We start from the raw sequence: 26,302 nt of genomic DNA, 5'->3' as shown, positions 1-26,302 counted from the left end.
CGGCGGGGCAACGTCCGCGCCGCCGTCTACCTCTCGACCACCCGCGCGGTGGGCCCACCCTCCCAAGTGGCCTCCAACCGCGACAACCTCCCCGCCGGGTCCTGGAAGTTCACCACCAACGGCCCACCGGGCTGCTCCACGCCCACCGCCCACCCCTCCGCGGGCGTGGCCGACAGCGCCTGCACCCCGGACGCCCGGAACCGCACCACGACGTCCCCGCCGCGCAGGTGGAACGCGTGCACGTACGACCCGTCCGCCTGCCATTCGCCGGCCGGGAGTTGAGCCGCCGACGCCCGCCCATCCGTAGTACTCGTCGGAACAGCTGACACCGGAGCGGACGAGCGCAGGGGAGGCCTGGTGGTCGTGGTGGCAACAGCGGCGGGAGCGGTAGTGGTGGTGGTCGGCACGGCCACGCTCATCGACTCGAAGGTCGGCATCGGCAGAATCCCGGGTCCACCGGTGGCATCGGCGACGGCGACGGGAGCGGGTTCCATGGCCGACCGGATTCCAAGCCAGGACAGCCCGACGGCCGCCGCGGTCACGACCGCCCACGCGGTCAGGTACCCGATCGACCGTCTCACCGCGACGTCCCTCCGTTAGCGACATGGCATCGGTACTCCTGGTGGAGGACGACTCCGCCGTGCGCGCCGCCATCACACGCGCGCTCACCGACCAGGGCCACGTCGTGCACGGTGTGGCGCTCGCGATCGAGGCGTTGCGCGAAGTCTCCGCGCACGCCTACGACGTCGTGGTCCTCGACCTCGGCCTGCCCGACCTCGACGGCGGTGACGCGCTGCGGATGATCCGGGGCGTCACCGACACGCCCGTCGTCATCGCCACGGCGCGCGACGACGAGCAGGAGATCGTCCGGCTGCTCAACGCCGGTGCCGACGACTACCTGGTCAAACCGTTCTCCAGCGAGCACCTCGGCGCGCGGGTGCAGGCGGTGCTGCGGCGGGCCAAGGACCACCGGCAGCTCAGGGTCGGCGGGCTGGAGGTCGACGTGGACCGCCGCAGGGCCGCTGTGGACGGTCAGGAGCTGTCGCTGACGCACAAGGAGTTCGAGCTGCTCGCGTTCCTCGCGAGCAGGCAGGGCGAGGTCGTGCCGCGTGCGGAGATCCTGCGGCACCTGTGGCCCTCGCACCGCGACGACCAGACGCTCGACGTGCACCTGAGCTGGTTGCGGCGCAAGCTCGGCGAACGGGCCGCCCGGCCGCGGTACCTGCACACGGTGCGCGGTGTCGGCGTGCGCCTGGTCGCACCGAGGTGAGGCGGTCACTGGTGCTCGTCGCTCTCGCGGCGACGAGCATGGTGGCGCTGGCGTTCCTCATCCCGCTCGCGATCGTCGTCAAGGGTGCCGCCCACGACCGCGCGCTCAGCGAGGCGCAGAAGCAGGCCGGTGCCCTCACGCCCGCGCTGGTGATCTCGCGCAGTCCGCAGGACGTGCGGCAGGCCATCGCGAGCACCCGCTACGGCGGGCAGCAGCGGCTCGCCGTGCACTTCAGCGGACCGGTCACGGTCGGCACCTCGCACATCACCGCGAAGGACCTCGCCGACGCGGTGAGGCAGGCGAGGGCCGGCGTCGCCGAACGCCCGGACGGCGTCGCCTACCTGCAGCCGATCGCCCTGGGCGGCAACGAGATCGCGATCGTCGAGGCGTTCGTGCCCGCGGAGCAGCTCACGCACGGCGTCATGGGCACCTGGCTCGCGCTGGCCGGTGTGGCGGTCGGCCTGGTGGCCGGGTCGGTGCTCGTCGCCGACCGGCTGGGCGCGCGGGCGGTGAAGGCCACGAGGGCGCTCGCGGACGGCGCGCGGCGCATGGGGCACGGCGACCTGTCGGCCCGCGTCCCGGTGCAGGGCCCGCCCGAGCTCAAGGAGGTCGGGCGGGCGTTCAACGCGATGGCCGAACGCGTCCGGCACCTGCTCGCCGCCGAACGCGAGGTGGTCGCCGACCTCTCCCACCGCCTCAGAACACCCCTCACGGCCCTGCTGCTGGACGCGGACACCCTCGGACAGGGGATGGGGGCGGACCGCATCCGCGCGGCCGTGAAGGGGCTTGAGAGAGAGGTCGACGAGATCATCAAGGCGGCCCGGTCGGGTCTCCAGCCGGAGAGCACGGCCGTGGACGCCTCGGGCGTGGTGCGCGACCGGCTGGTGTTCTGGTCCGCGCTCGCCGACGACCAGGACCGGCCGTGGACGGTCAGGGGCGCCGACCGCCCGGCGCTGGTGCCGCTGGCCCGCACCGACCTCACCGCGGCGCTGGACGCGGTGCTGGGCAACGTCTTCCGCCACACGCGGGAGGGCACGCGGTTCGGTGTCGCGCTGGTGCACCAGGCCGACCTGGTGGCGCTGGTGGTCGAGGACGCGGGCCCCGGCATCCGGGACACCGGGCACGCGGTGCTGCGCGGCACCAGCGGTGGCGGGTCCACCGGGCTGGGGCTCGACATCGCCCGCAGGGTCGCGGAGAGCACGGGTGGTTCCCTCCACGTCGACCGCGGGCCTCTGGGTGGTGCACGCGTCCAACTGAGGCTCCGGAGGGTCGTGTCGTGAACACCGCCGGCGGCGCGGACCTGGGACGGGGTCCGCGCCGCCGGCGGGCACCGGCCGGCCGCGCTGCACCGCTGCCGCACCACCGGGTTCCGAGCAGGAGGGAGGAACCGGTGAGCAGTGCGCACGTGCCCTTCCACACCGGTGTGGTGAGGTGGATCTGCCGGGGCTCTCGGCGCCAGGTGTGGGGACCGGCGTGTTCAGGTGGTCGAGGTGACCGCTGTGGCGATCACGACTGAAGTTAGCCGACGGCCCGGCACCGCTGATCCACCGTTCAGACGATTAATCCGTTTTAAATATTTTTAAGTGCCGTGATGTCGCCACCACCTTGAAATGGAAATACGCCCCACGACCAGCGCGACGGCCTGGCACCGTCCCCCTCGTCGCCCCGCCGCAGCAGGCGCCCCTCCCGGCACCCGGTACCGGTTCGCCCGGAAGCGATGCCGACTCCCGTTATCACGGAAAGTGATCATGGAGCCCTGCCATTCCCACACTGAGTGAACGACAGGCCTTCTGATCGTGACTTGAGCGTGACTTTTGACGGACGGGTCAACCGGGCCGTTGCTTCCTCCGTATACCCATGTAGATTCCGGCACACCGCGACGGCCATGTGGGTGTCTGTCGTGGCCTCGCGCGCCGCACGCGAAACGGAGGCAGCATGCAGGCGAACGCCCCGACCGCCCAGGTCGACGACCTGACACTCATCGCGCTGCCCACCGCGGTGAACTGCGCGGACCTGTTCGTCCGGTTCACACTGGGCGAGTGGCGGCTGCGCAACATGGTCGGCGAGTGCTCCGCCGTCGCATGCGCCCTGGTGGAGGCGGCGATCGAGGCCGCGGACCCGAAGACCTCACGGCTGATCACGCTGCGGCTGCGGCTGACCGGCGACTACCTGGTGGTGGAGCTGGAGGCGGCCCGGTTCGTCATGCCGCCCACCTCCCCCGACCTGCGCACCGGTGAGCTGCAGCTCAGCGGTGGCGTGAAGCTGATCTGGTGCGAGATCCCGCTCCCGACCGGCGTGAACGCGACCGCGGTCCCGCTCCCCCGCCGCGAACGCCGCCGCTCGCCGGCCGCGGAGGCGCTGGGCGACGAGCCGGAGGTCGATCCCGAGCTCATCCAGCGGATCCTGTTCGGCCTCGGCGGCCCGGGCGGCAGCGCGCCCAGGTAGGCACTTCCCCATCTCACGGCGAGGGGCGCATCCACGGTGCTGGATGCGCCCCTCGCCGTTTTCCGCGCGGCAATTCTCCAAAAGCTTCCTCGCGCATTCGCAAGGTGCGGTGGACACCGCTCGTGAATCGAGACCGGCCGACCGCGAAATGTCACGGCAAAGCCGGTCGATGCGGAGCGCGGGTCAGATGTTCTGGTTCGCGAAGCCCTTGGTCGCGATCTTCGACAGCATCGACTGCCACACCGACGAGCTGGTGTGCGGGTCGCCGGTGATGGCGAGCGCCGACTTGAGGCCGGTGAACGCGCTCGTGGTGGCCGGGCCCCAGATGCCGTCGATGGCGAGGCCGGCACCGCGGAAGTTGTTGCACACGGCCTGGACGAACTTGGTGTCGGACTCGGAGTCCTTGACCGCGCGGACCGGCATGCCGCCGAAGTCGGCGTGGATGTGGTCGGCGTGGTCGGCGTTGTACCAGCCGTCGAGCACGTAGCGGAACCGGCGGCGGCACACGGCCTCGGTGGCCAGGTAGCGCTTGCGGACCGACGCGGTGCCCGACGCGTGGGCCTGGTCGAGCGGGGAGGTGGTGTTGCCGCCGGACCAGCGGACGTGGTCGAGGTCCATGGCGGTGCCGGCGCCGTGCTGGCCCGCCTTGTCGACGTAGAAGCCGGCCGAGACGATGTAGCTGATCGAGCCGTAGCTCGACGACAGGGAGCGCAGGTCGCGGATCCACGCGACGAGCGCGGTGTAGAACGCGTCGGTGCACTGCCAGTTGCGCGCGGTGGTGTTGCCGCGGTTGGAGCGCCAGTAGTAGACGGGCGTGCCGTCGATCTTCTGGAACGTCATCAGCGCGGCGGCGCTGACGTCGGAGGCGGTGAACTCCTCCTCGCGGTGCTGGTCGCCGATCTTCGGGTCGGCGGCCGCGAGGCCCGGTGCGACGGTGGACAGGCCGGCGAGACCGGCGACCGCTGCCGCGCCCGTGACGAAACCGCGCCTGGTGACGTTGTTCTCGAACACCCCAGTTCTCCCTCTGTGCTCAGGCCGGTGCCGCCAGGAGGAAGAGCCTGTCCGTGCAACCGGCCTGAGGGAGTCTAGGGATCGCCCCCGAGCCGGGGAACGCGTCCTGACCTGCGGTTTTCCTTTGCCTTTACCGCTGTGCGCGACGGCTCAGCCGACGTCGCCGAGCACCCGGATCAGCGACCGCTCGGTGTCGCTGCCGAGCTTCTCCAGTGCGAGCTTCGCCACCGGCGCGCCGAGCTTCGCGAGGCCGGTGAGCTCCACGTGCACGTGGTAGCCGACCTTCGTCGTGCCCGGTGTGCCGCCCGCGGTGACCGAGATGTCGTCGACGGTGGTGGCGGTGCCGTTGCGGCCCTCGAACCGCAGCCGGTCCGGGTCGTCCCTGGTCAGCTCGTACACCAGCTCGGTGCGGCGGCCGAGGAACGTGGAGACGTTGCGCCAGCGCGAGCCGACCGCGACGGGGCCGTCGTCCAGCCGCGCGCACGTGACGGTGCCGGGGTCCCACTGCTCGGTGCGGGCGAAGTCGCGCAGGTAGCCGACGACGTTCTCCGGGGAGGCGGCGACGGTGAACGTGCGCTCGACGTCCACTCCCCCGAGGCCGCCGGCGTCGGCGCCGGCGGGCTGCTCCGCGGTGAACACCTTCGGGGCGATCCGGATCCGCTCCCGCTCGACCACGCCCGCCTGGCCCTCCACCCGGCTCAGCAGCCGGTCGAACCGGTCGGTGTCGGCCCCGGGCAACGCGCGCAGCGTCCGCCACAGCGCCGCCTTGCCCTCGACGGCCAGCCGCAGGCCCTCCAGCTCCAGCACGTCGCTCAGCGGTGAGCGGCTCAGCAGCCGGCCGTTGAGCTTGAGCCGCCCCGCCTTCTCCGCCAGCCGGCCGATCGCGGCCCTGGCCGCGCGGGGTTCCACGCCGTAGCCGCGCATCACGTCGAGCAGCTCCTCGCGGTCGGACTCGACGTCGTCGGCGAGCGCCCGCAGCTCGGGCCGGGTGCGGCTGATCCGGCGGGCCAGCTCGGTGCTCGCCGCCTCGGCCGTCAGGTGGTCGTTGAGGTAGAGGCCCAGCAGCTCGGTGTTCACGCCAGGGCGGGTACCCGCACCCGCGCCGGCGCTAACTGCCGGTGGACCCGTCCCGCGCCTGCACCGGTTGCAGGATGATCGACTGGGTCCGCCGGCCGGTCACGATGTTCCAGCCCCAGTTCGCGAGCACGGCGATCCGGTTGCGGAAGCCGACGAGGAACGCGATGTGCACCACCGCCCACGCCACCTTGCCGATGACGCCCCTGAGCCGCAGCTTCTTGATGTCCGCGACGGCGTCGGCGGGCGAGATCGTGGCCATGGTGCCGAGGTCGAGGTACTTGAACGGCCGGTGGGTGCGCCCCGTGAGCCGGGCCTTGATCACGCGGGCGACGTGGTGGCCCTCCTGGATCGCGGGCTCGGCGATGCCCGGCAGGTCGTTCAGGTTCGCCATGTCGCCGATCGCGAAGATCTCCGGCGTCACCGAGCAGTCGGCGGGGTCCACCTTGATCCGGCCCTTGCGGTCGAGCTCGGCTCCGGTGGCCTCGGCGATCTTGCGCGACAGCGGTGAGGCCTGCACGCCCGCGGCCCAGATGATCGTGCGCGCCTCGACCCGGTCACCGTCCTTCGTGGTCAGGCCGCGGTCGTCGATCGACTCGACCATGGCACCGGTCATGACCGTGACGCCGAGCTGTTCGAGCTTGGCCCGCGCGTGCTTGCGCAGCGGGTCGGAGAACGGCGGCAGCACGTGCGGCACGGCGTCGAGGAGCGTGATGCTCAGGTCGCGCGGGTCGATCTCGCGGAACTGGCCCTTCAGGGCGCGGCGGGCGAGGTCGGCGAGCTGGCCCGCCAGCTCCACGCCGGTCGGGCCGGCGCCGATGACGGCGAACGACAACCACTCCTTCGGGTCACCGGTGACCGCGTGCTCGAACGACCGCAGCAGCCGTGAGCGGAGGTCGACGGCCTGTTCCAGGGTCTTCATCGGCGGCGCGTGCTCGGCCCACTGGTCGTTGCCGAAGTAGCTGTCGCGGGCACCGGCGGCCACGACCAGCGTGTCGTACGGGACCCGGTGGGCGGTGCCGTCCGCGAGGTCGACGTCGACCAGCCGCTGCTGCGTGTCGAACCCGGTCACCTCGCCCAGCAGCACGTGCGCGTTGCGTTGTTTGCGCAGGATGGCGCGGAACGCGGGCGCGATGTCCCCTGCCGGCAGCAACGCCGTCGCGACCTGGTAGAGCAGCGGCTGGAACAGGTGGTGGTTGGTGCGGTCGATCAGCGTGACCTCGACGTCGGCGTCCTTGAGCCCGCGCACGACGTTCAGGCCGCCGAACCCTCCGCCGACGACGACTACCCGGTGCTTACCCATGCACCCCGCATACCCCGCCACGGCCGCAGGCATGCAGAGACCACTCGCGGGTACCCGGCCGCCATGACCACCACCGGCGACCAGTCGCTCTGGCTCTCCGCACTGCCCGCCCAGCCCCGTCCGCAGCTCACCGGCACCCACTCGTTCGACGTCGCGGTCGTCGGCGCCGGCATCACCGGTCTGACCACCGCGTTGCTGCTCAAACGCCGCGGCCTGCGGGTCGTGGTGCTGGAGGCCGACCGCGTGGCGTCCGGCGCGTCGGGCAACAACACCGCCAAGGTGACCGCGCTGCAGTCCACTGTGTACTCGACCCTCGTGCGCACGCACGACGTCGCGACCGCCGCCGACTACGCCGCCGCGTCACTGGCGGCCGTCGGCCAGGTCGCCGACCTCGTGCAGCGCGAGGAGATCGCCTGCGACCTGCGACGCGGGTCCGCCGCCACCTACGCCTACGCCGAGGACGAGGTGGCGACCGTCGAGGCCGAGTTCCGCCACGCGCGGCAGGCCGGGCTGCCGGTCCGCCTGGACGCGGACCTCGACCTGCCGTTCGAGGTGCACGCCGCGGTGCGGCTGGACGACCAGCTGACCCTGCACCCGGTGAAGTACCTGCACGGCCTGGCCGCCGCGGTCGACGGTGACGGCAGCAAGGTCTACGAGCACAGCCGCGTCCTCGACGTGACCGGGCAGAAGCTGTCCACCAAGGACGGTGAGGTGCGCTTCAACCGGCTCGTGCTCGCGACGCACTACCCGCTGCTCGACCGCGGCCTGTTCTTCGCCCGCCTGAAGACGCCGCGCTCCTACGCCATCGCCGCCCGGCTGGACGGTCCGCCGCCCAGCGCGCTCGCCATCAGCGCCGGCAGCCCGTCGTGGTCGATCAGCGCGTACGGCGACCAGCTGATCGTGTGCGGGCAGGGTCACGAGACCGGCAAGCCGGTGCAGGAGCCGTACCGGCGGCTGGAGGAGTTCGCCCGGCGGCACTGGCCGGTCACCGAGGTGACCCACCGCTGGTCGGCCCAGGACCCCACGGCCTACGACAGCCTGCCGATGATCGGCAGCTACACGCCCGGCGCGGACACCATCTTCACCGCCACCGGGTACATGAAGTGGGGCCTGACCTCCGGCACGTTCGCCGCCACCGTGCTCGCGGACCTCGTGACCGGCAAGCCGAACGACCTCGCCGAGCGGTTCAGCCCGCACCGGCTGTCGCTGAAGTCGTTGCCGGCGCTCGTGAAGAAGAACGCCGAGGTGGCCGTGGAGATGGTCGGCGACCGGGTGCTGCCGGCCGACGCCACGAACAGCGACGCGCTGCCGCCCGACCACGCGCACGTCATCCGCGACGGCCTCGGCAAGACCGGTGTCTACCGCGACCCGGAGGGGCAGTTGCACGCCGTGTCCATGCGCTGCACGCACCTCGGGTGCCTGGTGCGGTTCAACTCGGCCGAACGCAGCTGGGACTGCCCGTGCCACGGCTCGCGGTTCGACGTGGACGGCAACGTGCTGGAGGGACCGGCCACGCGGCCGCTGCCCCGGCGCGACCCGAAGTAGCCCGGCTCCTCCTGAACACAGCGGGCCGGCGGCGCAGGTCGCCGCCGGCCCGCTGTGCTGTGCTGTCAGCTCTTCGCGACCAGCGTCAGCACGTCGTAGCGCGCCACCGACTCGCCCTTCTGGTTCGCCACGTCGGCGTCCCAGCGCACCTCGCCGTAGTCCTGGTCCTCGCGCGGCGTGATCTGCTTGACCGTGAGCGTCACCGTCAGCTCGTCGCCGGGGAACGTCGGCGTGACGAACCGCAGGTTCTCCAGGCCGTAGTTCGCGAGCACCGGCCCCGGTTCCGGCGAGACGAACAGGCCCGCCGCGAACGACACCACCAGGTAGCCGTGCGCGACCCGCCCGCCGAAGAACGGGTTGGCCGCGGCGGCCTCCTCGTCCATGTGCGCGTAGAACGTGTCCCCGGTGAACTCGGCGAAGTGCTCGATGTCGGCCAGCGTCACCGTGCGCGGGCCGGCCACCACGGTGTCACCGAGCCGCAGCTCGGCGAGCGTCTTGCGGAACGGGTGCACCTCGGCCTCGGTGCGCGGCGCCCCGGCGACCCACCGGTTCGTCACGGCGGCCAGGGCCTTGGGCGAGCCCTGCACGGCGGTGCGCTGCATGTGGTGCAGCACGCCGCGCATGCCGCCCATCTCCTCGCCACCGCCGGCGCGGCCCGGTCCGCCGTGCACCAGCATCGGCAGCGGCGACCCGTGCCCGGTCGACTCCCCCGCGTCGTCGCGGTCGAGGACCAGCAGCCGCCCGTGCCACGGCGCCACGCCGACGACGACGTCGCGCACGAAGCCGGTGTCCGCCGAGACAATCGACCCGACCAGCGAGCCGGAGCCCCTGGCGGCCAGCGTCACCGCGTCGTCCACCGAGTCGTACGGCATCAGCGTGGACACCGGCCCGAACGCCTCGACCTCGTGCGGCTGCACGGCGTCCGCCGGCGCGCGCAGCAACATCGGCGACATGAACGCACCGCGCTCGGCGTCGGCGTCCACGAGGGACAGCGCACCGTCGCCGTAGACCACGGAAGCGTTCTCCCGCAGCGCCTTCAGCGACCGCAGCACCTCCTCGCGCTGCTCCAGACCAGCGAGCGCCCCCATCTTCACCGACCTGTCGGCCGGGTTGCCGATCACCACCTCGGCGAGCTTCGCGGCCGTCGCCTCGCCCACCGCGTCGATGAGCGACGACGGCACCAGCGCACGGCGGATCGCTGTGCACTTCTGACCGGCCTTGGTCGTCATCTCGGCGACGAGCTGGCCGATGAACAGGTCGAACTCCGGTGTGCCCGGCACGGCGTCCGGCCCGAGGATCGAGCAGTTGAGCGAGTCCGCCTCGGCGTTGAACCGCACTGACGACCGGATCACGGCCTGGTGCGTGCGCAGGTGCTGGGCGGTCGACGCGGAGCCGGTGAACCCGACCAGGTCCTGCTCGGTCAGGTGGTCGAGCAGGTCGCCGGCCGACCCGCAGACGAGCTGCAGCGACCCCTCCGGCAGCAGACCGGAGGCGAGCATCAGCTCGACCAGCTTCTCGGTCACGTACGCGGTCTGCGAGGCGGGCTTGATCAGCGACGGCACCCCGGCGATGAACGCGGGCGCGAACTTCTCGAGCGGCCCCCACATCGGGAAGTTGTAGGCGTTGATCTGCACCGCGACACCGCGCAGCGGCGTGCAGATGTGCTGGCCGACGAACGTGCCGCCGCGGCCCAGCGGCTCGACCGGCCCGTCGACGTAGACCTTGTCGTTGGGCAGCTCGCGCTTGGCCTTGGAGGCGTAGCCGAGCAGCACGCCGAAGCCGCCGTCGACGTCGATCCACGAGTCGGACCGCGTGGCACCGCTGCGCGCGGACAACGCGTACAGCTCGGCCTTGTGCTCCTTGAGGTACAGGCCGAGGGCCTTCAGCAGCTGCGCGCGCTGGTGGAAGGTGAGCTCGCGCAACGCCGGCCCGCCCACGCGGCGCCCGTGGTCGAGCGCGGCACCCATGTCGATGCCCGCGGACGAGATCCGGGCGATCTCCTCACCCGTGACGGCGTCGTGCAACGGCGCGCCCTCGGCGTCCGGCGTGTGCCACTTCCCCGACACGTAACTGCGCAGCAAGCTCATCGAGCCAACCCTTCTCCGCGAGGGGTGGTGGATCCTCACCACCCGTCCCACGGCAACGTATCAGCGACCACCCCGCCCCTCCCTGACCCACGCATCTGCAAGTACCACCAACCCAACATCAACAGGCACTTTTCCACTACCAACAGCACCCCGGCCGCCCTGCGCACGCAAGTCTGCTTCGGCAGGTGACGAACATGTTGGTGGTGGTCAGCGGAGGTTTGACCATGTGTTGGTGGTACTTGCAGTTGCTCACGGGCGGAAGAGGACCGCGCAGTGGTCCGCGAACGCCTGCGCGCGCCGGGTCAGCGGACCGCCCTGCGCCCAGCCCAGCACCACCGGCGTGGTGGGCACGGCGTCGCGCAACGGCAGGCTCACCACCTCCAGCCCCTCGTAGGACTGCGACACCGCCGGCTGCTGCACGGTCATCGAGTAGCCGAGGCCGCGCGCCACCAGGGACCGGGCCAGCTCGAAGCTGCGGGCCCGGTGCGCCACCACCATGTCGAGCCCCGCCGCCGCGAACACCGAGCGGAAGTAGTGTTCACTCGGCGGGACGTCCAGCAGCACGAACGGGTCACCCGCCAGGTCACGCAGGTGCACCGCGCGTCGCCGGCGCAGCCGATGTCCCTGCGGCAGCAGCACCTTCGGCTCCTGGTCGTACAGCCTGCGGAACGCGAGACCCGGCTGCAGGTCCTGGTCGTAGAGGAACGCGATCTCGCAGCGGCCGGTGAGCAGGTGCTCGCCGATCTCCGGCAGGCTCCCCTCGACGAACCGCACCGACACCCCGGGGTTGGCCTGCTCGAACGTGGCCATCGCCGCCGGCAGGTGGAACGGCGCGATCGGCGCGTAGCAGCCGACCACGAGCGTCCCGCCGACCGTCCGGCTCAGCCCGCGGGCCTGCGCGCCGAGGTCGCCCAGTGCGCCGACCACCCTGCGGGCGTCGGCGAGCACCCGCTGGCCGGCGGCGGTCAGTGCCGCTCCCCTGCGCGGTGACCGGACGACCAGCTGCAGGTCCAGCACGCGTTCGAGCTCGGTGAGCGCCAGCGAGACCGCGCCCTGCGAGACGTGGCACCGGGCCGCGGCGCCGGTCAGCGACCCGGTCTCGGCGACGGCGACCAGGTACTCCAGCTGCCGCAGCGTCACGTTCGGCAGATTCATGAGCTGAACTTACAACTGGCCTGAGAAACTTGAGCTGGTCTTCGGCTGCGCGGATCGGCATCGTCCAGGGCGTGACCCGAGAGCACCGCCACCCGTTCCTGCCGTACACGCCACCGCGCCTGCCGATCGCGGAGGGCCTCGACCGCGGCCGGGAGTTCCACCGGCTGCTCGACCGGCGCCGTTCGGTGCGCTGGTTCTCGCCGGACCCCGTTCCCGCCGAGGCGATCGAGGTGGCGGTGCGGGCCGCGAACACCGCCCCGAGCGGCGCGCACCAGCAGCCGTGGCGGTTCGTCGCGACGGCCGACGCGGAGGTGAAGCGCCGGGTGCGGGAGGCCGCCGAACGGGAGGAGCGCCACTTCTACCGCGAGCGCGACGTCCCCGAGTGGCACGCGGCGCTGGCGCGGCTGGAGACCGACGAGCACAAGGAGTTCCTGGAGGTCGCGCCCTGGCTCGTGGTGGTGTTCGCGCAGAAGCAGCAGAACGGCCGGAAGACCTACTACACCAACGAAAGCGTCGGCATCGCGTGCGGGTTCTTCATCGCCGCCCTGCACTCGATGGGCCTGGCGACGCTGACGCACACGCCGAACCCCATGACGTTCCTGACCGACCTGCTGGGCCGCGAGTCCGAACGGCCCTACATCCTGTTCCCGGTCGGGTACCCCGCCGACGACTGCGAGGTGCCGGACCTGCACCGCAAACCGCTGTCGGAGGCGCTGACGTTCGTGGACGGGCTTGCCTGATCCTCCCGCGGCGAGGACCATCACCGCGGTGGACGAGCTGCGTGACCTGATCCTCCGGCACGCCCGGCCGGACCTGAGCACACCGGTGGAGGACGTGCTCATGGCCAAGGTCGTCCGCAGCCACGAGGGCCCGTCGACGACCGGCACGATCCTCGCGTTCGTGGCGCAGGGCCGCAAACGCATCGCGCTCGGCGACCGGGTCCACGACTACCGGGCGGGCCAGTACCTCGTCGCCTCGGTCGACCTGCCGATCACCGGCGACTGGGTCGGCGCGAGCCCGGCGCACCCCGCGCTCGGCCTCGGCATCGTCCTGCGGCCGGAGGCGGTGGCCGAGCTGCTGCTGCGCCACGACCTGCCGCGGACCACCGGCACCCCGCAGGGCCTGGCCGTCAGCGACGCCACCCCCGAGCTGCTCGACGCCGTCACCCGGCTGGCCCGGCTCGTCGCGCGGCCGCGGGACGCGCGGGTGCTCGCCCCGCTGGTCAAGCAGGAGATCCTCTGGCGGGTGGTGAACAGCGACCAGGGCGCCGCCGTGCGGCAGCTGGGCAGCGGCGACTCCAGCCTCGCGCACATCTCCAGGGCGGTGAGCTGGATCCGCGCGCACTACGCGGAGTCGTTCAAGGTCGAGGACGTCGCACGGGTCGCGGGCATGAGCGAGTCGGCGTTCTACCGCAACTTCCAGGCCGTCACCGCGCTGAGCCCGATCCAGTTCCAGAAGCAGATCCGCCTGCAGGAGGCCAGGGTGCTGCTCGCCACCGGCACGGACGTCACGCGGGCCGGCCACCGGGTGGGCTACGACAGCCCGTCGCAGTTCAGCCGCGAGTACCGGCGCCGGTTCGGCGTGCCGCCCAGCCGCGACACCGCGCTCAGCCCCGAACCTGCTTTCTGAGGTCCAGGTACACCGCGCGCACCGCCAGCGTGCGCTCGACCCGTTCCACGACCGAGGCGAAGAACTGCCGCCGGTGCTCGTTGTCGCTCATCGACGTCACCGACAGGTACATGCTGCCGAACGCCGCGAACAGCGTGGCGTTGCGCAGCATCGCCGACGGCAGGCCCAGGACCGGGGACATGACCGGCGGCGACCCGATCCACTGCTCGGCCACCGCCGGCGTGACCACGATCAGCCCGAGCAGCACGAAGAACGCGAACAGCGCGAGCCCGATCACCGCGGCCTGCACGAGCTGCCTGGTGGCGAGCATGACGAGCAGGTTGCGCAGCTGCCTGCCGGTGAGCCGCTTGGGCTGCAACGGTTCCGCGACCTCGACACCGGCCAGCGGGGTGCCCTCGCACGCCCGCGCCAGCACCTCGGGGCGCAGGTCCTGCTCCACCCGCCCGATCTCCTCGCGCAGCCGGGCCGCCGCGGCGAGCACGGTGATGGCCGCGAACAGCAGCACGACGAGGCTCACCCGCTGCCACGACAGCTGGTTCATCGCCTGCCACAGCTCACCGGTGAAGAACAGGAACAGCGTCACGAACAGCATCGGCGGCAACGCGCGGCCGAGCAGGTGGACGCTGTTGCGCAGGTCGTGCAGGACGTGCCGGACCGCCGCCCGCACCAGCCCGGCCACGCCGTAGGTCGTGAACACCATCGCCGCGACGAACGCCACCCCGAAGAAGACGACGAACCCGACGAGCCCGAACAGCTCCTCGCCCGGCGCGGTGATCGTGTCGTCGATCACCAGCTGCAGCAGCGGAACCGCGACCGGCATCGCCGCGTACGCCCCGAGCAGCAGGAAGGTCGTGCGCCGCGAGAACGTCGGCAGCCGCCGCACGAACACCGAGATCACCGTCCAGGCGCCCACCGTCACCGCGACGACGACGCCGAGCAGCACCCACCGGCCCGGTCCGGCCGCCCGCAGCGGCACCAGCCACGCGAGGCTGCCGGCCGCGATGAACGCGAGCACGGGCAGCATCCGCGGCAGCACGTGCGTGAGGAAGGCGTAGCCCTCGATCATGGTCGGCGCGCCCTGCCGGACGAACCACTGCTCGGTCCGCCGGACCGCGGTCGAGGAACGCATGCGCGAGATCTTCCCCCAGTCCTCCGGCGGCAGCGTCACCGCCGCCGGTCGAACAACCACGCCATCGCGCTGAAGTAGTGCGTGGGCGCGATGCGGGCCAGCGCGTCGAACACGTGCGCGTCCGGTCCGACGAGGATGCGCGCCTTGCCCTTCTCCACCCCGCGGTGGATGACCTCGGCTGCGCGGTCGGGCGTGGTGAGCGCGACGGCGTCGAAGTCGGCCGCGATCTGCTCCAGGTCCCGGCCGCGGTCCTCGGGGTCGCGGCGGATGCGGCCGTTGCGGATGATGTTGGTCTTGATCCCGCCGGGGTGCACGGTCACCGCGCTGACGCCGGTGCCGCGCAGCTCCTGCCGCAGCGAGTCGGTGAAGCCGCGCACCGCGAACTTCGCCGCGCAGTAGGCGCTGTTGTTCGGCATGCCCACCAGCCCGTAGACGCTGGAGGTGTTCACGACGACGCCGTAGTTCTGCTCCACCAGCATCGGCAGGAACGCCCGCGTGCCGTTCACGACACCCCAGTAGTCGATGTCGAAGAGCCAGGTGTCGTCCTCGGGCACGGCGTTCAGCACGCTCGTCGCCGTCGCCACGCCCGCGTTGTTGAACACGGCGGCCAGCGGCAGGTCGAGCCACTCCCGCGTCTCCCGGGCGAAGCGCCGGAAGTCCTCCGCGTCGCGCACGTCGAGCACCCGGCTCAGCACCGGCCCGGACAGCGTGGCCGCCGTCTTCGCGAGCTCCTCCTCGTTCACGTCGGCGATGACCACCGGGGAGCCGTGCCGGGACAGCCGCCGCGCGAGGCTGCGGCCGATGCCGGAGGCGGCACCGGTGATCACAGCGGGCCGACCGGCGATCTTGCGCACCATGGGTGTGCTCCTGTCGTCGTGGGCGAGGTCGTCCACGCTCCCAGTGATCGCCGGTCGGCACCAGGTCGAGCGACGGTCACCTGCGCAGTTCGGGGAACTGCTCGTCGCGCCACTCCGCCGCCTGCTCGACGCCCTGCTCCTCGCGGCCGCGCAGGTCGACGCGGCGGATCTTGCCGGACACCGTCTTGGGCAGCACGGCGAACTCCAGCCGCCGGATCCGCTGGTAGGGCGCCAGGTTCTCGCGGGCGTGCCGCAGGATCTGCAGCGCGGTCTCCCTGGTCGGCTCCCAGCCGGGGCTCAGCGCCACGTACGCCTTGGGCACGGCGAGCCGCAGCGGGTCGGGCGCGGGCACGACGGCGGCCTCGGTGACGGCCGGGTGCTCGATCAGCACGCTCTCCAGCTCGAACGGCGAGATCTTGTAGTCCGAGGCCTTGAACACGTCGTCGGACCGTCCGATGTAGAACAGGTAGCCGTCCTCGTCGCGGGAGGCGATGTCGCCGGTGTGGTAGTGACCGCCGGCCATCGCCTCGGCGTTGCGCTCCTCGTCGCCGTGGTAGCCGGCCATCAGCGACATCGGCCGCTCCCCCAGGTCGATGCAGATCTCGCCCTCGTCGGCGCGCTCACCGGTGATCGGGTCGACCAGCACCACCGGCACACCGGGCAGCGGCCGTCCCATCGAGCCGGGCTTCACGACCTCGCCGGGCAGGTTGCCGACCGACAGCGTGGTCTCGGTCTGGCCGAACCCGTCCCGCAGGGTGAGGCCCCAGTGCTGCCGGACCTGCTCGACCACCTCGGGGTTGAGCGGTTCGCCCGCGGCCACGACCTCCCGCAGCGCACCGGGTCCGCCGCTGAGGTCGGCCTTGATCAGCATCCGCCACACCGTCGGCGGCGCGCAGAACGTGGTGACGCCCTTCGAGCGGATCTGCTCCAGCAACGCCGCGGCGTCGAAGCGGGCGTAGTTGTAGACGAAGATCGTCGCCTCGGCGATCCACGGCGCGAAGAAGCAGCTCCACGCGTGCTTGGCCCAGCCGGGCGAGCTGATGTTGAGGTGCACGTCGCCGGGCCGGATGCCGATCCAGCGCATGGTCGTGACGTGCCCGACCGGGTAGGAGACCTGGGTGTGTTCGACCAGCTTCGGGCGGCTGGTGGTGCCGGAGGTGAAGTACAGCAGCAAGCGGTCGTCGGCGCGGGTCTGCGGGTGCGGCAGCGGGGTGTCCGGCTCGTCGCCGGCCTGCGCGTAGTCGAGCCAGCCGGCCCGCGCGCCACCGCCGACGGCCATCAGCACCGTGCCGGTGTCCTCCCCGGCCACGCCCTCGAACTTGTCCGCGTCCTCGGCACGGGCGAGGACGTGCCGGACGGCACCGCGCCGCAGCCGGTCGGCGAGGTCGGCGGGCCCGAGTGCGGTGGTGGTCGGCATGATCACCGCGCCGAGCTTCATCACCGCGAGCATCGACTCCCACAGCTCGGCCTGGTTGCCGAGCATGATCATGACGCTGTCGCCCTTGCCGACGCCGTGCCGCGCGAGCCAGTGCGCGACCCGGTTGGACCGGCGGCGCAGCTCGTCGAACGAGTGCGCGCGCTCGCGGCCGTCCTCCTCGACGATGTGCAGCGCGGTGGCGGCGTTGCCCTCGGCGATGACGTCGAACCAGTCGTGCGCCCAGTTGAAGGCGTCCGGGAAGCTCGGCCAGCGGAACGACCCCGGGTCGGTGAGCATCAGGTCGCGGGCCGCGCGGTAGGTGTCGTGACTGGCCATCGGTTGGCCTCCTTTCGCTGGCTGACGAGGGTGCGGTGGCCCGAGGGCACGCCGATACCCCCGGACGGGGGTGCACCCCTTTTCGAGGGTGCTCCCGTCAGCAAGACTGCTGGACGTGCTGCCGGACCGCTTCCCCGCGTTGCTGCCGCAACGCCTGGACATGCTCCGCCGCGCCACCGGGTTGCCCGTGGTGTTCGGCGGCGCTGTCACGGCGGCGAACCAGCTGCTGCTCTCGCACTTCCACGGCACCCGCGGCACGTCGTTGCACGGCCTGCGGGTCGGTTCCGGCCGCGGGCTGGGCGGCACGGCCGTCGCGATGGGCACGCCCGTGCGCGTCAACGACTACGCCTCCACCCGCGCGATCACCCACGAGTTCGACCCGATGGTCGTCGGTGAGGAGCGCCTGACCTCGGTGTTCGCCTATCCGGTCGCGGTGCGCGGCACTGTGCAGGGCGTGCTCTACGGCGCCGTGCGCGGCAACGCCACCGTCGGCGACCGGGCGATCAGGCTGGCCGGCGCGATCGCGCAGGGCTTCGCACAGGACCTGGACATGCCTTCTCTGCACACCCAAGCGGCACTCCGCGAACTGGCCGAGGTCGCCCGCCTCGTCGACGACCCGGCGCTGCGCGACCGGCTCCGCAAGGTCCACCACGACCTCGGCGGCGAACCCGTGACCGGCTCCGTTCCCACGACGCTGACCCCGAGGGAGCTCGACGTGCTGCGGCTGGCGGCCGTGGGCGCGGCGAACCGGGAGATCGCGAGCGAGCTCGGCCTGAGCGCCGAGACCGTGAAGGCGTACCTGAAGGGCGCGATGCGCAAGCTCGGCGTCCACAACCGCACGGCCGCCGTGCACGCGGCACGGTCCTCAGGGGTGCTGTGATGGCACTCGCCCGGTGGCTCGGCGAGCAGAGGTGGCTCGCGAACCTGCGCCCGGTCGTCATGGCGTTCGACCGCGCGCTGTACCGGGTCAGCGGCGGCCGGGTGATGACGACGTCGTTCAGCGGCCAGAAGGGCCTGACGCTGATCTCGACGGGCGCGAGGAGCGGTCAGCGCCGCGAGACGCCGGTGCAGTACGTGCCCGACGGCGACAGCGTGCTGGTCGCCGGCACGAACTGGGGCCGGCCGGACCACCCGGCGTGGACCGCGAACCTGCTCAAGAACCCGGACGCGCAGACGAACGTCCGCGGCACCATCCGCCCCGTCCGCGCCCGGCTGCTCGAAGGCGCCGAACGGGACGAGGCGTGGGGCAAGATGCTCGCGGTGTGGCCCGCGTTCGACAGCTACGTCACGCGCTCCGGGCGGGCACCGCGGGTGTTCCGGCTGGTTCCCGCGTCCGGCTGAGCTCCCAGGCGAGCCACGCGCAGCCCACCGCCGGCAGCACGCGGTGCGCGATCTTCACGTGGTCCCCCCGAGGCTGTCGAGGTACATCCGGACGAGCTGGTCGTAGGTGTCGTCGAGCTCCTCCGGCAGGCCGAACCCGCCGCGGGCCTCGAGGTCGGCGAACCCGTGCACGAGGACCCGCAGCCGGCGCGTGGCGTGGACGGCGTCGGAACCTTCGAGGCCGTACCCGCGCAGCGTCGCGAGCATGACCTCCATCAGCCGCACACCCGCCTCCCGCAACGACGGGTCGTGCAGCGGGTCGACCGACATGGCCGCGTACCGCCTCGGGTGCTCGCGGACGTAGGCGCGGTACTCGTGCATCAGCACGGTGACCGCGTCGTCGCCCGCCCTGCCGAGGACCGCCTTTGTGAAACGCTCGGTCATGTCGTCGAGCGCGCGCACGGCGACGTGCGCCTTCAGCTCCGCGAGGCTGCCGACGTGCTTGTAGAGCGAAGGCGTGGCCACCCCGGTGCGCGCGGCGACGGCGGCGAGCGTCAAGCCCTCGACCCCGTGCTCGTCCAGCACCGCCACCGCGGCGTCCACGACAGCGGCGGTGCTCAGCCTGGCTCGAACGTTCACAGCCCGGAGGCTAATGCCCTTAGCCTCATCGCGCAAGCGAGTCCGTTCGTGTCAACTGGCTCCAAACCTGCTGGTCACGGCCTGGAGTTCTTGAGAGCGCTCCCACGTGACGACAACCTGAAAACGTTTACAAGTTGACCGAGAGTCACGGCGCGACAACACTTCCGAACCACTGGGCGCACAACTAAACACCCGGAAAGGTCGGTTCGATGCAGCGACGCATCGGGACGGCCCTTGCCGCCGCCTTGATGGTGGCCGCAGGGATCACCGTCGCCACCACCAGCCAAGCTCCCCCTGCCAACGCGGCGGTGACCTGGGCCGACGAGTTCAACGCTCCCGCCGGCACCGGTGTCGACGGTGGCAAGTGGAACATGGAAGTGGGCAACAACAACGGCAACAACAGGGAACACCAGTGGTACCAGGCCGGTACCTCCAACGCGGCGCACGACGGCCAGGGCAACCTGGTCATCACCGCCAAGAAGGAGAACCCCGGCAACTACAACTGCTGGTACGGCCGCTGCCAGTACACGTCCGCGCGCATCAACACCGCGAACAAGTTCACGCAGACCTACGGCCGCTTCGAAGCGCGCATGAAGATGCCGCGCGGCAAGGGCATCTGGCCCGCGTTCTGGATGCTGGGCGCCGACATCAACACCGGCAACCCGTGGCCGGGCTCCGGTGAGATCGACATCATGGAGTTCCTGGGCCACCAGACGAACACCGTGTACGGCACCATCCACGGCCCCGGCTACTCCGGTGCCGGCGGCAAGTCGCACGCCTACAACGGCCCGAACTTCTCCGACGGCTTCCACAACTTCGCGGTCGACTGGAAGCCCGGCGAGATCACGTGGTCGGTGGACGGCAACGTCTACGCCCGCAACACCCCGACCGACGTCAACGGCAACCCGTGGGTGTTCAACAAGCCGTTCTTCATCATCATCAACCTCGCGGTCGGTGGTGAGTGGCCCGGCTACCCCGACGCCAGCACGACGTTCCCGCAGCAGCTCGTGATCGACTGGGTTCGCGCCTCCTCCAGCGACTCCACCCCGCCCGCCGGTGGCTCGGAGATCCGCGGCATCGGCGGCAAGTGCCTCGACGTGCCCTGGGCCAACACGGCCAACGGCACGCCCATCCAGATCGTCGGCTGCAACGGCAACGCCGCCCAGAAGTGGAGCCGCCCCGGTGACGGCACCATCCGCGCACTGGGCAAGTGCCTCGACGTCAACGGCGGCGGCACCGCGAACGGCACAGTGGTCCAGCTCTGGGACTGCAACGGCTCGGCAGCCCAGAAGTGGGCCGTCAGCGGGGCGCAGGACATCGTGAACCCGCAGGCCAACAAGTGCCTCGACACCGTCGGTGGCGCCTCGGGCGACGGCACGAGAACGCACATCTGGCAGTGCCTGGGCGTGGCCAGCCAGAAGTGGCAGGTCTGACCTGAGAAGTCTCCGCGCGGACCGCTCACGGCCCGCGCGGAGGTGCGAACTGGGCGTGCACCCCTCGCGGCGGAGAGGGTGCGCGCCCAGTTCTCGTTGTCAGGTCTTGTCTTCAGGCTGTGCGTTCACGCCAACAGCTTGGCGACCGCCCAGTCCTGCACCGCGATCCCGACCGACTTGAACACGGTCCGCCCCTGCCGCAGCGGCGGGTTCCCCAGCGCCGCCCCCAGCTCCACCAGCGCCTCCAGCTTGAGCACCCCGGACCGCACCGCCCGGATGATCTCCCCGGCCTCGCTCAACGCCGCCTCGACCTGGTCCACCACCACGACCTCGGCGCTCGCCAGCAACTCCTGCGGCAGCTCCCGCATCACCGGCCGGTAGGACCCGATCGCGTTGACGTGCACCCGTTCCTTCAACGCCTCCATCCGGAACAACGGCACGGTCGCCGCCGTCGCACAGCACACGACGTCCGCCTGCGCCACCGCCTCGTCGGCCGCGGCCGCCACGTCCAGCACGGTGTCCGGCAACTCGTCCCTGAGCCCCTCCAGCAACGCCTCGGCCCGCCCGAGGTGCCGGTTGAACACCACGAGCTTCTTGAGCGGCCGCACCGCGTGCACCGCCCGCACCTGGTCCGCGGCCTGCGCGCCGGCCCCGAGCAACGCCATCTGCCCGGCGTCCTCGTCGGCGAGCAGATCCGTCGCCACCCCCACCACCGCACCGGTCCGCAACGTCGTCAACGGCACCGCATCCGTCGCGAACTGCCCGCCGGGGTGGCTGAACACCACGGTCCCGGTGATCACCGGGTCCCGCTCGACCTCGATGCTGACGACCTTCACCGCGGTCGACGCGCTCGGCCGGTGGTGCACCGCCATGACCAGCGACCGGCTCTCCCCGAACGCCTGCCGCGGCGGCAGGTCGAACTCCCCCGCGGTGAGGCCGGTGAACGCGTCCCGGACGGCTTCGATCGCTGCGGGCATGGTCATGGTTCGGATGGTAACGACCTGCCGTGGCACCTCGGCGGTGCGCCGTCAGGTGGTGATGTGCCGCAGGACTGCGGCAAGGGTCAGCTCGCGTGGTTGAACGGTGTCCACAGAGAGCGCCTCCCCGTGCCAAGGGGGAAAGCCGGCCAGCCGCTGCCGCACGTTGGACCAGTCGCCGGCGTCATGCCAACCGGGGATCCCGCGGCTGCGCCCTTCGAGCCTGCCGCGGTGGATTTCCGGGTCGGAGCAGCGGCACACGACCGCGCGGAGCTCCGCACCGGCTCGGCGTGCCAGGCTGCGCCAGCGGTTCCTGGTCGCCACCTCTTCGGTGGGGTGGTCGAGGATCACGGACTGCCCGGCGACGAGCTGCCGCAGGGCGAGCGTGGTCAGCACTTCCTCAGCGATGGCCAGCGGAGCCTCGAAGTGGCGACCGCCGAACGGGGTCAGCGCGCCGAGCAGCCAGTCGGTGGCGAAGACCGGGATCCCCAGCTCGGCGCCTGCCGCGTCGGCCAAGGTGCTTTTCCCGCTGCCGGGCACCCCGGAGAACACGACAAGCCGCGTTTTCGTGGCGGCGGAAGGCAAGTCGTAGTCCGTGAAATCGGCCGGCAACCTCGGTGTCAGATCCGTCGGCACGAGTTCGGTGACCCACGTGCCGGCAATTCGATGCGGCCGGGCGGTCTCGACGACGCAGGAAACGACATCGACGGTGCCGTCGTGGCGGCGGATCCGCGCCTGGGCGGTGGTCTCGCCGACGTCGAGACCGACCACGACGACCGGCGCGTAACGGGCAGCTCGACCGCGGGTCACCTCGACGTACCTCTCGGTTGTGACGACGGCGGTGAACTCCGGCGCGAGCACGTCGGACGCGTCAGCTCCCCAGCCGGGCTTCCCGTCCAGGCCGTCGAGGACCCATTCCAGCCGTGCCAGGGCAGGACTGGCCTTGATGCGGTGCACTGTCCCCCCAGGCGAAGTGGTCGAGGCAAGTGGATCAAGCCTACTCAGGAGGCATGCTTGAACGCCGGCGCCTGAACATCACCGCAGTTATGTTTTCGATACCACTCGACCTCGAAACAACCCGTAAGACCCCGCCTTGGAATTGTTCCACGATCCAGAATGATTCTGTGAAGTACCGCAAGAGCGAGGGGATCTTGCCGTGGCCGTCGACGTTCTGACCGAGGACCTGCTGCGCACGTCGCTGTCCCGCCTCTCCCGCGAGGTGGTGGGAACGCACCCGGAGTTCGGCGAGCTGCTCGCCCGCCACATGCTGCTGACCTGTGGAACGGCACCGGACCCGGAACGGGCGGCGCACTTCGAGGAGCTCGGCACGTTGCTCATCGACCTCGGGCACCTGTACCTGGCCGAGGCGAACGAGCTGCGGACAGTTCCGGAAGACCGTGCACCGGACGAAGAAGTGCGCCGGGCCGGGTGACCGGGCGCGGTCCGTCAGGCGGATCTTCACCGCACCGGTCTATGGTCGCGAACTGTGACGAGACGCGCACTGCCGGTGATGGTCGCCGCGGCCCTCCTGACGCCCGCCTTCCTGACGCCCACCGCCGTCCTGGCGCCCGCCCCGGCCCATGCCGGCATCGGCGGTCACATCGAGACGGAACGGACCACCACACCGGTCGCCCCCGGCGTCACGCTCAGCTCCTTCGACTGGTACCGCCCCGGCGGGTGGACCCGCGGTGACGCCATGACGGTCGACCTCACCGGCGGCACCGGGGTGGGGTACGTCGACGCCGGCTCGGTGAGCGCGGCCCGGCCGCTCTCGCTGCAGACGCCGAGGGCGGTCGCGGCGGTCAACGGGGACTTCTTCGACATCGGCAACTCCAACGCGCCCGAAGGCGTCGGCGTCCGGGACGGGCGGCTCGTCAAGTCCGGGCACGGGCGCGCTGTCGGCATCGACGCGGCCGGGGTCGGGAGCGTCATGGAGACGTTCTTCGAGGGCACGTTGAACGGCGTCCACCGGATCACGCAGCTCAACAGCGCGCAGATCGACGTCGACGGCATCGGCGTGTTCACCCCGTTGTGGGGCGGCTACTCCAGGGCGCGGGCCGTGCAGGGTGCCGCGGACACGGCCGAGGTCAGGGTTTCCGGCGATGTCGTCGAGGAGGTCGGTGCGCCGGGTGACCGGCCCATCAGCGGGTACGTGCTCGTCGGCCGCGACCGGGGTGCGGGCGTGCTCCGGCAGCTCAAGCCGGGTGACCGGGTCGAGGTCACCTACGCGAGCCGGACCAGCGACGGCAGCGAGCCCGTCACGGCCATCGGCGGGCGGCAGCTGCTGGTGAAGGACGGCAGGAACGTCGCTCCGGTGGACGCGCTCCACCCGCGCACGGCGGTCGGCTTCTCGCGGGACGGCAGGAAGATGGTGCTGCTCACCGTCGACGGGCGGCAGGGTGCGCACCTGCCGGGCCTGGACCTGCGCGACCTGGCCGACACGATGATCGAGCTGGGTGCGCACAACGCGCTCAACCTCGACGGCGGCGGGTCGTCGACCATGCTCGCGCGGGAACCGGGCAGCACCGCGCTCAAGGTGGTCAACACCCCGTCGGACGGCGCGGAACGCCCGGTGGCCAACGGGCTCGCGCTCTACGCGCCGCCGGGCTCGGGGCGGCTCACCGGGTTCCACGTCCAGCCGGCCGACCAGCGGGTGTTCCCCGGTCTCACCCGCAGGATCACCGTCCGCGGCCACGACGAGACGTTCGGACCGGCCACGAGCCCGCACCTCACGCGCGCCACCGGCGGGTGGGCGGTCGGCGACACCTTCCACGCGGCACAGCGCCCCGGCAAGGCTTCGTTCACCGTCCACAAAGGTTCGACACACAAGACGGTCGGCCTCACCGTGCTCGGCGAGCTCGCGCGGCTCGCCCCGGCGGAACAGCGGATCAGTCTCGCGCCGGACGGGCGGAAACCGCTGCGCATCAACGGGTTCGACGCCGCCGGCTACAGCGCGCCGATCGAACGCGCCGACCTCGACCTGGACTACGACCGCTCGGTCGTCGACGTCACGCCCGACCTCCAGGTCGTCGCGAAGAAGCCCGGCGCGACCACGATCAGGGCACGGGCGCAGGGCAGGGAGGCGGTGACGGCCGTCACCGTCGGCGCGGCCGACGAGCTGCTCGCCCCGTTCGACGACGCTCCGCAGTGGAGCTTCGGGTCGGCGCGCGCCACCGGTTCCGCCGCACCCGAGCCCGCCGGCCACACCGGCACCGGCCTCCGGCTGAGCTACGACTTCACGAGGTCGACCGGCACCCGCACGGCCTACGCGGTGCCGCCGAAACCGTTGCGGGTCAACGGACAACCGCTGGAGCTCTCCGCGTGGGTGCACGGCAGCGCACGGGGCGAGTGGACGGCGTTCACGGTCACCGACGCGAGCGGCCAGTCCCGCTCCCTCTACGGCCCGCACATCACCTGGACCGGCTGGCAGCGGCTCTCCGTCCCGGTGCCGGGCGAGCTGGAGTTCCCGATCGCGGTCACCCGCTTCTACGCGATCGAGACGAGAGCGGACCGCTCGTACCGGGGCGAGGTGGTCGTGGACGACATCACCGCTCGGGTGCCGCCCGCGGTCGCGCTCCCACCGGTCGCCGAACCGCGCGAGGAGGTCATCGGCCCCGCCACGGGCTGGCGGTTCGCGGTCATGTCCGACGCGCAGTTCGTGGCGAGGGCTCCGGACAGCGCCCTGGTGCGGGCGGCGCGCAGGACCCTGCGGGAGATCAGGGCCTCCGGTGCCGAGTTCGTCGTCGTCAACGGCGACCTGGTCGACGAGGCCTCCCCCGCCGACCTCGCGTTCGCCCGCAGGGTGTTGACCGAGGAGCTCGGCGACCTCCCCTGGTACTACGTGCCGGGCAACCACGAGGTCATGGGACCGGGCACGATCGACGGGTTCCGGCGCGAGTTCGGGGCGACCCACCGCACGTTCGACCACCGGGGCACCCGGTTCGTGCTGCTCGACTCGTCGACCGGCACGCTCAGGGGCGGCGGAACCGACCAGGTCGAGATGCTCGGCCGCGCGCTCGGCACCGCGCCCGGTCACACGGTCGTGCTGATGCACCACCCGCCGCGCGACCCGACGCCCGCGCGCACCAGCCAGCTGGCCGACCCGCTGGAGGCGCGGTACTTCGAACGGCTGCTGGCGGAGAACGGCAGGGCCACGTTCATCGGCGGCCACGTCGGCGGGTTCTTCGCGTCCGAAGTGGACGGCGTCCACTACGTGGTCAACGGCAACTCCGGCAAGGCACCGGCCGAGGTCGGCGGGTTCACCGGCTGGACGCTGGTGGGCGTCGGCGAGCACGGCGTGCGGGCGGAGATCCGGCCGCACGTGGACTCGTTGGCGCTCAACGCACCCGCGACCGTGCGCGGCCAGGTGCGGATCGAGCCCACCATCGCGCAGGGCGACCGGACCGTCCGGCTCGACTACCCGATGGCCGCGACCTGGACCGGCTCCCGCTCCCTGCACGTCGGCGGGGCGCAGGGGCTGCGGCCGTGGCACGTGGCGTGGTTCGACCCGGAGACCCACGTGCTCACGGCTGTCCGGTCTGGACAGGTGGAGATCGCGGTCGCGGTGAACGGTGTCGTAGCGCGAGCGGGGATCTCGGTGCGGCGCCGGTAGCGGCGCACCACCCCGGGGCCGGCGGCAGGTGCGCACGGCCTCGGGGTGATTCTCTCACTTCCC

At 71.6% G+C, this 26,302-nt stretch carries 23 protein-coding genes; 11 read left to right on the top strand and 12 right to left on the bottom strand.

Going from position 1 to position 26,302, the window contains the following annotated elements:
• Positions 1-26 precede the first annotated feature (26 nt).
• A complete protein-coding gene (locus ACZ7CH_RS23120) occupies positions 27-581 on the bottom strand; it encodes a hypothetical protein (protein WP_360396387.1) in 555 nt (184 codons plus the stop codon).
• Between the two features lie 23 nt (positions 582-604).
• Between ACZ7CH_RS23120 and ACZ7CH_RS23115 the strand changes: the two genes are divergently transcribed.
• From ACZ7CH_RS23115 to ACZ7CH_RS23105, 3 genes are all read left to right on the top strand, one after another.
• Positions 605-1,270, top strand: a complete 666-nt coding sequence (locus tag ACZ7CH_RS23115) for a response regulator transcription factor (protein ID WP_360396385.1) — start codon at positions 605-607, stop codon at positions 1,268-1,270.
• Positions 1,267-2,550 carry a HAMP domain-containing sensor histidine kinase gene (locus ACZ7CH_RS23110; RefSeq protein ID WP_470374806.1) on the top strand — a complete coding sequence of 428 codons (1,284 nt, stop codon included), beginning with the start codon at positions 1,267-1,269 and terminating at the stop codon, positions 2,548-2,550. Before ACZ7CH_RS23115 ends, ACZ7CH_RS23110 begins: the two co-directional genes overlap by 4 nt.
• Positions 2,551-3,205: 655 nt before the next feature.
• The gene (locus tag ACZ7CH_RS23105; RefSeq protein ID WP_360396381.1) at positions 3,206-3,715 is read left to right on the top strand and encodes an ATP-binding protein; all 510 of its coding nucleotides are present in this window, start codon (positions 3,206-3,208) and stop codon (positions 3,713-3,715) included.
• A 183-nt stretch (positions 3,716-3,898) separates the two neighbouring features.
• On the opposite strand, the gene ACZ7CH_RS23100 is transcribed toward ACZ7CH_RS23105, so the two are convergent.
• The 3 genes from ACZ7CH_RS23100 to ACZ7CH_RS23090 all read right to left on the bottom strand — a co-directional run bounded on the left by ACZ7CH_RS23100 (position 3,899) and on the right by ACZ7CH_RS23090 (position 7,103).
• Entirely contained in the window at positions 3,899-4,726 is an 828-nt protein-coding gene (locus ACZ7CH_RS23100; protein WP_458431344.1) for an extensin family protein, read from the bottom strand.
• 150 nt (positions 4,727-4,876) lie between these two features.
• Positions 4,877-5,803, bottom strand: coding sequence for an SRPBCC family protein (locus ACZ7CH_RS23095; RefSeq protein WP_458431343.1), 927 nt, complete (start codon positions 5,801-5,803; stop codon positions 4,877-4,879).
• Positions 5,804-5,834: 31 nt separating this feature from the next.
• Complete coding sequence (locus ACZ7CH_RS23090; RefSeq protein WP_360396375.1) at positions 5,835-7,103, bottom strand: NAD(P)/FAD-dependent oxidoreductase; 1,269 nt, start codon at positions 7,101-7,103, stop codon at positions 5,835-5,837.
• 63 nt (positions 7,104-7,166) lie between these two features.
• On the opposite strand from ACZ7CH_RS23090, the gene ACZ7CH_RS23085 reads away from it, so the two are divergent.
• On the top strand, positions 7,167-8,648 hold the full coding sequence (locus ACZ7CH_RS23085) for an FAD-dependent oxidoreductase (protein ID WP_470374805.1): 1,482 nt from the start codon (positions 7,167-7,169) through the stop codon (positions 8,646-8,648).
• 65 nt (positions 8,649-8,713) lie between these two features.
• Here the strand turns inward: ACZ7CH_RS23085 and paaZ are convergent, their stop codons facing one another.
• Together paaZ and ACZ7CH_RS23075 are read right to left on the bottom strand one after the other, a co-directional pair.
• Positions 8,714-10,735, bottom strand: a complete 2,022-nt coding sequence (gene paaZ, locus ACZ7CH_RS23080; RefSeq protein WP_470374804.1) for a phenylacetic acid degradation bifunctional protein PaaZ — start codon at positions 10,733-10,735, stop codon at positions 8,714-8,716.
• Positions 10,736-10,984: 249 nt separating this feature from the next.
• Positions 10,985-11,890, bottom strand: a complete 906-nt coding sequence (locus tag ACZ7CH_RS23075; protein ID WP_470371212.1) for a LysR family transcriptional regulator — start codon at positions 11,888-11,890, stop codon at positions 10,985-10,987.
• A gap of 71 nt (positions 11,891-11,961) precedes the next feature.
• Here ACZ7CH_RS23075 and ACZ7CH_RS23070 point away from each other — a divergent pair, with 71 nt between their 5' ends.
• Together ACZ7CH_RS23070 and ACZ7CH_RS23065 are read left to right on the top strand one after the other, a co-directional pair.
• A complete protein-coding gene (locus tag ACZ7CH_RS23070) occupies positions 11,962-12,630 on the top strand; it encodes a nitroreductase family protein (RefSeq protein ID WP_360396368.1) in 669 nt (222 codons plus the stop codon).
• Positions 12,631-12,658: 28 nt separating this feature from the next.
• On the top strand, positions 12,659-13,519 hold the full coding sequence (locus ACZ7CH_RS23065) for an AraC family transcriptional regulator (protein WP_458431338.1): 861 nt from the start codon (positions 12,659-12,661) through the stop codon (positions 13,517-13,519).
• On the opposite strand, the gene ACZ7CH_RS23060 is transcribed toward ACZ7CH_RS23065, so the two are convergent.
• The 3 genes from ACZ7CH_RS23060 to ACZ7CH_RS23050 form a co-directional block, all read right to left on the bottom strand.
• Positions 13,497-14,708, bottom strand: coding sequence for a hypothetical protein (locus ACZ7CH_RS23060; RefSeq protein ID WP_470374803.1), 1,212 nt, complete (start codon positions 14,706-14,708; stop codon positions 13,497-13,499). The genes ACZ7CH_RS23065 and ACZ7CH_RS23060 overlap by 23 nt on opposite strands.
• Positions 14,684-15,505 (bottom strand): SDR family NAD(P)-dependent oxidoreductase, encoded by an 822-nt coding sequence (locus ACZ7CH_RS23055; protein ID WP_470374802.1) that lies wholly within the window; start codon positions 15,503-15,505, stop codon positions 14,684-14,686. The genes ACZ7CH_RS23060 and ACZ7CH_RS23055 overlap by 25 nt, the downstream gene beginning before the upstream one ends.
• 76 nt (positions 15,506-15,581) lie before the next feature.
• Complete coding sequence (locus ACZ7CH_RS23050; protein WP_470374801.1) at positions 15,582-17,258, bottom strand: AMP-binding protein; 1,677 nt, start codon at positions 17,256-17,258, stop codon at positions 15,582-15,584.
• A gap of 115 nt (positions 17,259-17,373) precedes the next feature.
• Between ACZ7CH_RS23050 and ACZ7CH_RS23045 the strand changes: the two genes are divergently transcribed.
• Both ACZ7CH_RS23045 and ACZ7CH_RS23040 read left to right on the top strand, forming a co-directional pair.
• A complete protein-coding gene (locus ACZ7CH_RS23045; protein WP_360396358.1) occupies positions 17,374-18,138 on the top strand; it encodes a LuxR C-terminal-related transcriptional regulator in 765 nt (254 codons plus the stop codon).
• Positions 18,138-18,599 (top strand): nitroreductase family deazaflavin-dependent oxidoreductase, encoded by a 462-nt coding sequence (locus ACZ7CH_RS23040; protein ID WP_470374800.1) that lies wholly within the window; start codon positions 18,138-18,140, stop codon positions 18,597-18,599. The genes ACZ7CH_RS23045 and ACZ7CH_RS23040 overlap by 1 nt, the downstream gene beginning before the upstream one ends.
• Before the next feature lie 54 nt (positions 18,600-18,653).
• Here the strand turns inward: ACZ7CH_RS23040 and ACZ7CH_RS23035 are convergent, their stop codons facing one another.
• Positions 18,654-19,217, bottom strand: coding sequence for a TetR/AcrR family transcriptional regulator (locus tag ACZ7CH_RS23035; protein ID WP_360396356.1), 564 nt, complete (start codon positions 19,215-19,217; stop codon positions 18,654-18,656).
• 209 nt (positions 19,218-19,426) lie between these two features.
• Here ACZ7CH_RS23035 and ACZ7CH_RS23030 point away from each other — a divergent pair, with 209 nt between their 5' ends.
• A complete protein-coding gene (locus ACZ7CH_RS23030; RefSeq protein ID WP_458431334.1) occupies positions 19,427-20,650 on the top strand; it encodes a family 16 glycosylhydrolase in 1,224 nt (407 codons plus the stop codon).
• Positions 20,651-20,775: 125 nt separating this feature from the next.
• On the opposite strand, the gene ACZ7CH_RS23025 is transcribed toward ACZ7CH_RS23030, so the two are convergent.
• Together ACZ7CH_RS23025 and ACZ7CH_RS23020 are read right to left on the bottom strand one after the other, a co-directional pair.
• Complete coding sequence (locus tag ACZ7CH_RS23025) at positions 20,776-21,633, bottom strand: ornithine cyclodeaminase family protein (RefSeq protein ID WP_470374799.1); 858 nt, start codon at positions 21,631-21,633, stop codon at positions 20,776-20,778.
• A 45-nt stretch (positions 21,634-21,678) separates the two neighbouring features.
• Positions 21,679-22,584, bottom strand: a complete 906-nt coding sequence (locus ACZ7CH_RS23020; RefSeq protein WP_360396352.1) for an AAA family ATPase — start codon at positions 22,582-22,584, stop codon at positions 21,679-21,681.
• A 199-nt stretch (positions 22,585-22,783) separates the two neighbouring features.
• Here ACZ7CH_RS23020 and ACZ7CH_RS23015 point away from each other — a divergent pair, with 199 nt between their 5' ends.
• Together ACZ7CH_RS23015 and ACZ7CH_RS23010 are read left to right on the top strand one after the other, a co-directional pair.
• Positions 22,784-23,059: a hypothetical protein gene (locus ACZ7CH_RS23015; RefSeq protein WP_470374798.1), complete on the top strand. Its 276-nt coding sequence runs from the start codon at positions 22,784-22,786 to the stop codon at positions 23,057-23,059.
• A gap of 54 nt (positions 23,060-23,113) precedes the next feature.
• Positions 23,114-26,239, top strand: a complete 3,126-nt coding sequence (locus tag ACZ7CH_RS23010) for a phosphodiester glycosidase family protein (RefSeq protein ID WP_470374797.1) — start codon at positions 23,114-23,116, stop codon at positions 26,237-26,239.
• Positions 26,240-26,302 lie beyond the last annotated feature (63 nt).

Source organism: Lentzea sp. NPDC037011, assembly GCF_055607425.1.
The sequence above is the reverse complement of the archived record's forward strand: the minus strand, read 5'-3'. Positions and strand labels throughout refer to the sequence as shown.

Bases quoted from the DNA above. Each gene is read 5' to 3' on its own strand.
- ACZ7CH_RS23085 (WP_470374805.1), top strand. From the start codon at position 7,167: ATGACCACCACCGGCGACCAGTCGCTCTGGCTCTCCGCACTGCCCGCC.
- ACZ7CH_RS23050 (WP_470374801.1), bottom strand. From the start codon at position 17,258: ATGGCCAGTCACGACACCTACCGCGCGGCCCGCGACCTGATGCTCACC.
- ACZ7CH_RS23090 (WP_360396375.1), bottom strand. From the start codon at position 7,103: ATGGGTAAGCACCGGGTAGTCGTCGTCGGCGGAGGGTTCGGCGGCCTG.
- ACZ7CH_RS23115 (WP_360396385.1), top strand. From the start codon at position 605: ATGGCATCGGTACTCCTGGTGGAGGACGACTCCGCCGTGCGCGCCGCC.
- ACZ7CH_RS23055 (WP_470374802.1), bottom strand. From the start codon at position 15,505: ATGGTGCGCAAGATCGCCGGTCGGCCCGCTGTGATCACCGGTGCCGCC.
- ACZ7CH_RS23025 (WP_470374799.1), bottom strand. From the start codon at position 21,633: ATGACCATGCCCGCAGCGATCGAAGCCGTCCGGGACGCGTTCACCGGC.
- ACZ7CH_RS23040 (WP_470374800.1), top strand. From the start codon at position 18,138: ATGGCACTCGCCCGGTGGCTCGGCGAGCAGAGGTGGCTCGCGAACCTG.
- paaZ (WP_470374804.1), bottom strand. From the start codon at position 10,735: ATGAGCTTGCTGCGCAGTTACGTGTCGGGGAAGTGGCACACGCCGGAC.
- ACZ7CH_RS23075 (WP_470371212.1), bottom strand. From the start codon at position 11,890: ATGAATCTGCCGAACGTGACGCTGCGGCAGCTGGAGTACCTGGTCGCC.
- ACZ7CH_RS23030 (WP_458431334.1), top strand. From the start codon at position 19,427: ATGCAGCGACGCATCGGGACGGCCCTTGCCGCCGCCTTGATGGTGGCC.
- ACZ7CH_RS23105 (WP_360396381.1), top strand. From the start codon at position 3,206: ATGCAGGCGAACGCCCCGACCGCCCAGGTCGACGACCTGACACTCATC.